Genomic DNA, 6,746 nt, shown 5'->3' on the forward strand with positions numbered 1-6,746 from the left:
CGACGAACTGGCCCTGCCCTTTTGCGGCGACGCAGGGCGTCCGCTCCTCAGCGAAGAGCCCTATCTCGGAACGCTCGCCCGCGACGTCGTCGCCGATGCGAGGATCGTTCATCCGACCCGTTCGATCGACATCGTCGTGACGGGGGAGCCGAACGTGCTCGGCGACGGGGCGCGGCTCGCCCAGGTCGTCCGGAACCTGGTGGGCAACGCGCTGCAGCACACCGACGGCGACGTCCAGGTGGATGTCGTCGCCGGGGATGCTCGCCACACACTGCGGGTCCGCGACTCGGGGCCGGGCATCCCCAGCGAGGCGCTGCCTCACATCTTCGAACGGTTCTGGCGCGGTGACTCCGCGCGCAGCGCGTCCGGCGGTTCCGGTCTCGGCCTGCCGATCGTCCAGGCCCTGGTTGCGGCACATGACGGCACGATCCGGGTCACAAGCGTTCCCGGGGAGGGAACCGCCTTCGAGGTCTCACTGGCCGCGCGTGCTCCTCAGCGGGATGGTCGCGGCGCGTAGCCCACTGCACGGCGGCGTCACTCGTCGCCGAGCGGGACGTAGCGCACGCTCACGACGCGGGCCGGCGTCGGCCGGAGCGCGCGGAGCGCCAGGGTGCGACCGGTGAAGCCGCCGGCGACCTCGGTCGAGAGGTAGCGGCCGTCGAGCGCCGCGATCCACCGCTCGCTGTCCGCGTCGAGCACTCCGAACCGGAGGTCGTCGGGGCCGTCGTGAGTGGCATCCACCGCCTCGACGAGGAGCGTCACGACGTCGCCGGTCGCGGAAGCGGAACCCACGGATGCCTCGAGCGGACCGATGCGCGCCCGCACCTCGGCCGCGCCGGCCTCGAGGGCGATCTCGTACCAGTGCTGCTCGTCGAGCCGGACCCGCAGGGCCACGGCGGCGGAGACGTCGACGCGCGCCTCGAACCGCCAGCGCAGATCGCGGACGCGGACCGCGAACTCGTGCGAACCCAGGGCCAGGCCACCGGCAGGATGCGGTCCGGGCAGCGCCCCGTGGGGCGACACCCACCGCGGGTGCGGGTCCGCGGTCGCGAAGTCGTCGGTGAACGCCGTATCAGGGCGGGTGGGGAGAACGTCGTCGGTGTGCACCACGGGCCAGTCGTCGACCCACGCGACGCGGGCGAGGAACGTCTCGCGTCCGAGGACGTGGAACCCGGGCGTGAACCCCCGCGGACGTACGCCGAGGTACACCATCGCCCAGGAGCCGTCGGGGCGCTCGACGAGGTCGGCGTGCCCGGTGTTCTGCACGGGGAAGCCGGTGCTGCGGCGGCTGAAGATCGGGTTCGCCGGCGCCGCCTCGAACGGGCCGTCGATCGCCCGCGACCGCGCGACGCACACCGCGTGCCCGCGTTCCGTGCCGCCCTCGGCGGTGAGCAGGTACCACCACTCCCCGCGCCGGTAGAGGTGCGGACCCTCGGGGTGCGCCAGGCCCGTCCCGCGCCAGATCACGCGCGGATCCTCGAGCCGGATCCCGCGGGCGAGGTCCACGCGCACCTGCGCGATCACGGGCAGCGACCCGTGCTCGGGTCGCAGCGCCTCGTCGAGCGCGCAGTACGTGAGGAAGCACCGGCCGTCGTCGTCCCACGCCAGGTCGGGGTCGATGCCGCCCAGGCCCGGGAACACGATCGGGTCGGACCACGGTCCCGCCGGGTCGATCGCCGTCACGACGAACTGCTCTCCCCCGCGCTCGACGTTCGTCCCGACGACGAAGAACATGCCATCGCGGTGGCGGATCGTGGGCGCGTAGATCCCGCGGCTCGCCGCCGATCCCCCGGGCGGGAACTGGCTCTCCCGCGTCAGGACGTTGCCGAGCTGCGTCCACGTCCGGAGGTCGCGACTGTGGTGGATCGGGATGCCGGGCGCGTACTCGAACGACGAGTTGACGAGGTAGTAGCCGTCCCCCACGCGGCACACCGACGGGTCGGGGAAGAAACCCGGGATGACCGGGGTCCTGGCGGCATCCCGAGTCATGGTGCGCCTCAGCGCGGGGCGACGGAGGCGGCGATCTCGACGAGGCGGTCGATCGACTCCTCCTCGCCGATCGAGATGCGCACGCCGTCACCCGCGAAGGGGCGAACGATGAGACCCGCGTCCTCGAACGCCGTGGCGACCTCGAGCGCGCGCTCCCCGGCGGGCAGCCACACGAAGTTGCCCTGGGCGTCGGGGACGTCCCACCCGGTCTCGCGCAGGCGCGCCACCAGGACGTCACGCCGGGCGGCGAGGACCGCGACGCGGTGCAGCAGCTCGGACTCGGCATCCAGGCTCGCCAGCGCCGCCTCTTCGGCCGCGGCCGTGACGGACAGCGGGATCGCGGTGCTGCGTGCGGCGTCGAGCACGCGCGTGTGGCCGATCGCGTAGCCGACGCGCAGGCCCGCGAGGCCGTAGGCCTTCGAGAACGTGCGGAGCATCACGATGTTGGGGCGCGCGAGCAGCGCGCGGACGCGGTGGCCCTCGACGGCATCCGGGTCGGTCACGAACTCGGCGTACGCCTCGTCCAGCACGATGAGGATGTCGGCGGGAACGGCGTCGACGAAGGCCGTGAACTCGTCGAAGCCGACGGTCGGTCCGGTGGGATTGTTCGGGCTGCACACGATGATGAGGCGCGTGCGGTCGGTGACCGCGGCTGCCATCGCGGGGAGGTCATGACGCGAGTCCGCCGTCAGCGGCACCTGCACGCTCGTCGCCCCCGACACCGCCACGAGCGACGGGTACGCCTCGAACGACCGCCACGCGTAGACGACCTCGTCACCCGGACCGGCCGTGGCCAGAAGCAGCTGCGCGAGCAGCGAGACGCTCCCGGCGCCGATGTGGATGTCATCCGCCGACACCCCGTAGCGGGCACCGAGGCGCTCGCGCAGCCGGGCGGCCGTCGCATCCGGGTATCGGTTGATCGCCGTCGACGCGCGGACCGCGTCGAGGACGCCGGGCAGCGGGTCGAACGGGTTCTCGTTGCTCGACAGCTTGAACGCGTCCGGGCTGGCCTGACGCCCCTGGCGGTAGGCCGGCAGGGCGGCGATCTCGGGACGGATACGGGGGAGGACCGGCTCTTCGCTCACGGGACGAGCCTAACGAGGAGACCCGTGCGCGTGTCGGAGCCGCGTGCCACGATGGGGGCATGCGCTTCGTCGTCCGCGTGGCCGTCAACGCCTTCGCCATCTGGATCGTCACCCTGCTGCCGGCCCTGCAGGTGACCCTCATCCCGTTCGCCCCCGGCGAGTGGTTCCAGGTGCTGCTCACGCTGCTGCTGGTCGGGCTGATCTTCGCCCTGGTCAACACCATCGTCGGCACGATCGTGAAGATCGTCGCCATCCCGCTCTACATCCTCACGCTCGGACTCATCTCGCTCGTCATCAACGGCTTCCTGCTGTGGCTGACGGCCGTGATCACGTCGAACTGGGATTGGGGTCTGCGCACCGGCGAGTTCTGGCTCACCGTCGTCGCGGCGCTCCTCATCGCGATCATCAACGCCGTACTCGGTGGCATCCTGCGCCCGCGCGGGGACGAACGCTCACGCCGCTGATGCGCTCGCGGCCCGTCCCGGCCATGATGGAGGGATGACCGCGAGTGCCGACGCGCCCTTCCGCGTCGTCTTCGTCTGCAGCGGCAACATCTGCCGGTCGCCGATGGCCGACGTGGTCTTCCGCCGTATCGCCGTCGACGCGGGTCTGGGGTCACGCGTGGTCTCCACGTCGGCGGGCACGGGCGATTGGCACGTCGGCGAGCGCGCCGACCATCGCACGCTCGCGGCCCTGGAACGTCTCGGCTACGACGGCGCCACGCATCGCGCACGCCAGTTCACGTTCGCGGACTTCACGCACAACGATCTCGTCATCGCGCTCGATCGCAGCCATGAGCGCGTGCTGCGCGGATGGGCGCGCAACGAGGACGACGCCGACAAGATCGCGCTGCTGCAGTCCTTCGTTCCGGATGCCGAGACCCTCGACGTCCCCGACCCCTACTACGCCGGCCCCCCGATGTTCGACGAGGTGCTCGGTATGATCGAACGCGCCAGCCGAGCCCTGTTCCGGCAGCTCGAGCCCGCCATTCGTTCCGCGGGCTGACCTTTTCGCGCGACCCCCGGGAGACCCGTGTCCGCTCTGCCCCCGCAGCCCCTCAGCCCGCTCGACGGACGCTACTTCGCCACCGTTTCGGAGATCGGCGACTACCTGTCGGAGGCGGGCCTCAACCGCGCCCGCGTCGAGGTCGAGGTCGAGTGGCTCCTGGCCCTCACCGACCGCTCGCTGTTCGGCACGTCGCCCGTCTCGGACGCCGACCGCGCGCGCCTCCGCGCGCTGTACGAGGAGTTCGGCGCCGACGAGATCGCCTGGCTCAAGGAGAAGGAGGCGGTCACCCGCCACGACGTCAAGGCCGTCGAGTACCTCGTGCGCGACCGGCTCGACAGCCTCGGCCTCACCGCCCTCGCCGAGCTCACGCACTTCGCGTGCACGAGCGAGGACATCAACTCCACCGCCTACGCCCTCACCGTGCAGCGAGCGGTCCAGCGCGTGTGGATCCCGAAGCTCCGCGCGGTCACCGCCGCCCTCGCCGAGCTCGCCGTCGAGCACCGGGATGCCGCGATGCTCTCCCGCACGCACGGCCAGCCCGCGACGCCCACCACCATGGGCAAGGAGATCGGCGTCTTCGCGTGGCGCCTCGAGCGCGTCATCCGTCAGCTGGATGCCGGCGAGTACCTCGCGAAGTTCTCGGGCGCGACCGGCACCTGGTCGGCGCACGTCGCCGCCGAGCCCGACGTCGACTGGCCCGCGCTCACGCGGGAGTTCATCGAGTCGCTGGGCCTCGGTTTCAACCCGGTCACGACGCAGATCGAGTCGCACGACTGGCAGGTCGAGCTGTACGACCGCGCACGGCACGCGGGTGGCATCCTGCACAACCTCGCCACCGACATCTGGACGTACATCTCGCTCGGATACTTCACGCAGATCCCCGTCGCGGGCGCGACCGGCTCGTCGACGATGCCGCACAAGATCAACCCGATCCGGTTCGAGAACGCCGAGGCGAACCTCGAGATCGCCGGCGGACTGTTCGCCACCCTGGCATCCACTCTCGTGACGAGCCGCCTGCAGCGCGACCTCACCGACTCCACGACGCAGCGCAACATCGGCGTCGCGTTCGGCCACTCGCTGCTCGCGCTCGACAACCTGCAGCGCGGCCTCACCGAGATCTCGCTCGCGGAGGACGTGCTGCTCGCCGACCTCGACGCGAACTGGGAGGTGCTGGCCGAGGCGATCCAGACCGTCGTGCGGGCCGAGATCGCCGCAGGTCGGTCGCAGATCACCGACCCGTACGCGCTGCTGAAGGACCTCACGCGCGGACGCCGGGTCGGCGGCGCGGAGCTCGCCGAGTTCGTCCGCGGCCTCGACATCGGGGATGCCGCGAAGGAACGCCTCCTCGCCCTGACTCCGGCCACGTACGCCGGGCTCGCGTCGCGGGTGGTCGACGCGCTGTAAGGCCGGCCGGTTCCCGCCGGCGCTCCGCCCCGCGCGGCAGGTGCGGCTGTACCGCCCCGCGGAGAACGGCCGCGACACACGGACAGGCGGCATCCCCGGTCGGCGTGTCCGCCACGGAATCCGCACGACGGAGCAGCCCGGCACGGCGGCAGGGAGCCGCGGCGAGCGGGTGGATGCCGCCCCCTCTGCTGCATTCCGGAAACGGCATGTGATCGAACAGTGGACGCGCGGGCGTCTCGCGCCCTACGGTGTTGACGTCAACATCCCCCCGCGACGTGAGTCGCCGAAGCGTCGCGACGTCGCGACGCGGAACGGAACCGACGCGATGACGCATCGACGCGCCCTCTCCCCCCGCCGACTCCTCGCGGCAGCCACGGTCGCCGTGCTGGCCGGAGCGCTGGCATCCCCCCTCTCCGCCGTCGCCCTCGACACCGACCCGGACGACGGGGTGCCGCGGGTCGATCCCCCGGTCACGTACACGTCCTTCGAGCCCCTTGCCGACCCCGGGCTCGGCGCCGCCGACTACTTCCAGCCGAAGTGGTACGACACCGACGGGCGCCACATCCAGGCGCACGGCGGGCAGATCGTCACGACCCAGGAGAACGGGCAGACCGTCTACTACTGGTACGGCGAAGACCGCACGAACGGCTACTGGAACAGTCCCGGGGTCGCGGTCTACCGATCGACGGACGCCATGAACTGGACCAACCTCGGCGACGCGCTCCGCAGCATCACGACCCGTGACGATCTGCTGACGCCGTACTTCGAGAACCTGTACGACACCGTCGACGACAACGGTCAGCCCCGTACCGACAAAATCGACGCCCTCGCGTACCACCTGAACTCGCAGCGGTCGGCGGACTACACCGCGATCTTCGAACGCCCCAAGGTGCTGCACAACGACAAGACCGGGCAGTGGGTCATGTGGTGGCACGCCGACGGTCGCACCGAGCCCGGCGGCAGCACGTACGCGCGTTCGATGGCGGCCGTGGCCGTCTCGGATTCGCCGGCCGGCCCGTTCCGCATGACCGGCGCCTTCCGCCTGCCCAACCGCACTGACTACCAGGCCTGCACGCCCTGGGCCGTGCCCGGCCAGGCGCGCGACATGACCCTGTTCCAGGACGATGACGGCAAGGCCTACATCTCCTACTCGTCGGAGGAGAACTACTCGCTGTACGTCGCCGAGCTCGACGACTCGTTCACGAACGTCACCCACACGACCGATCGCGACACCCTCGACGGAATCAGTCTGGAGACGGC

At 71.2% G+C, this 6,746-nt stretch carries 6 protein-coding genes and 1 pseudogene; 5 read left to right on the top strand and 2 right to left on the bottom strand.

Annotated features, from left to right (window positions below):
- On the top strand, positions 1-517 hold a 517-nt coding region (locus I5G_RS26715; RefSeq protein ID WP_036326896.1), incomplete at its 5' end, for a cell wall metabolism sensor histidine kinase WalK.
- A 17-nt stretch (positions 518-534) separates the two neighbouring features.
- Here I5G_RS26715 and I5G_RS07165 read toward each other — a convergent pair.
- Together I5G_RS07165 and I5G_RS07170 are read right to left on the bottom strand one after the other, a co-directional pair.
- Entirely contained in the window at positions 535-1,989 is a 1,455-nt protein-coding gene (locus I5G_RS07165) for a glycoside hydrolase family 43 protein (RefSeq protein ID WP_022878447.1), read from the bottom strand.
- Between the two features lie 8 nt (positions 1,990-1,997).
- Entirely contained in the window at positions 1,998-3,074 is a 1,077-nt protein-coding gene (locus I5G_RS07170) for a histidinol-phosphate transaminase (RefSeq protein WP_022878448.1), read from the bottom strand.
- A 59-nt stretch (positions 3,075-3,133) separates the two neighbouring features.
- Here I5G_RS07170 and I5G_RS07175 point away from each other — a divergent pair, with 59 nt between their 5' ends.
- From I5G_RS07175 to I5G_RS07190, 4 genes and pseudogenes are all read left to right on the top strand, one after another.
- On the top strand, positions 3,134-3,538 hold the full coding sequence (locus I5G_RS07175) for a phage holin family protein (RefSeq protein ID WP_022878449.1): 405 nt from the start codon (positions 3,134-3,136) through the stop codon (positions 3,536-3,538).
- A 34-nt stretch (positions 3,539-3,572) separates the two neighbouring features.
- Positions 3,573-4,079 carry a low molecular weight protein-tyrosine-phosphatase gene (locus I5G_RS07180; RefSeq protein WP_022878450.1) on the top strand — a complete coding sequence of 169 codons (507 nt, stop codon included), beginning with the start codon at positions 3,573-3,575 and terminating at the stop codon, positions 4,077-4,079.
- A 27-nt stretch (positions 4,080-4,106) separates the two neighbouring features.
- Entirely contained in the window at positions 4,107-5,486 is a 1,380-nt protein-coding gene (purB, locus tag I5G_RS07185; protein ID WP_022878451.1) for an adenylosuccinate lyase, read from the top strand.
- A 325-nt stretch (positions 5,487-5,811) separates the two neighbouring features.
- A pseudogene (locus I5G_RS07190) lies at positions 5,812-6,746 on the top strand (hypothetical protein); the annotation flags it as partial.

This window comes from Microbacterium sp. B19 (assembly GCF_000333395.1).
GTDB lineage: Bacteria > Actinomycetota > Actinomycetes > Actinomycetales > Microbacteriaceae > Microbacterium.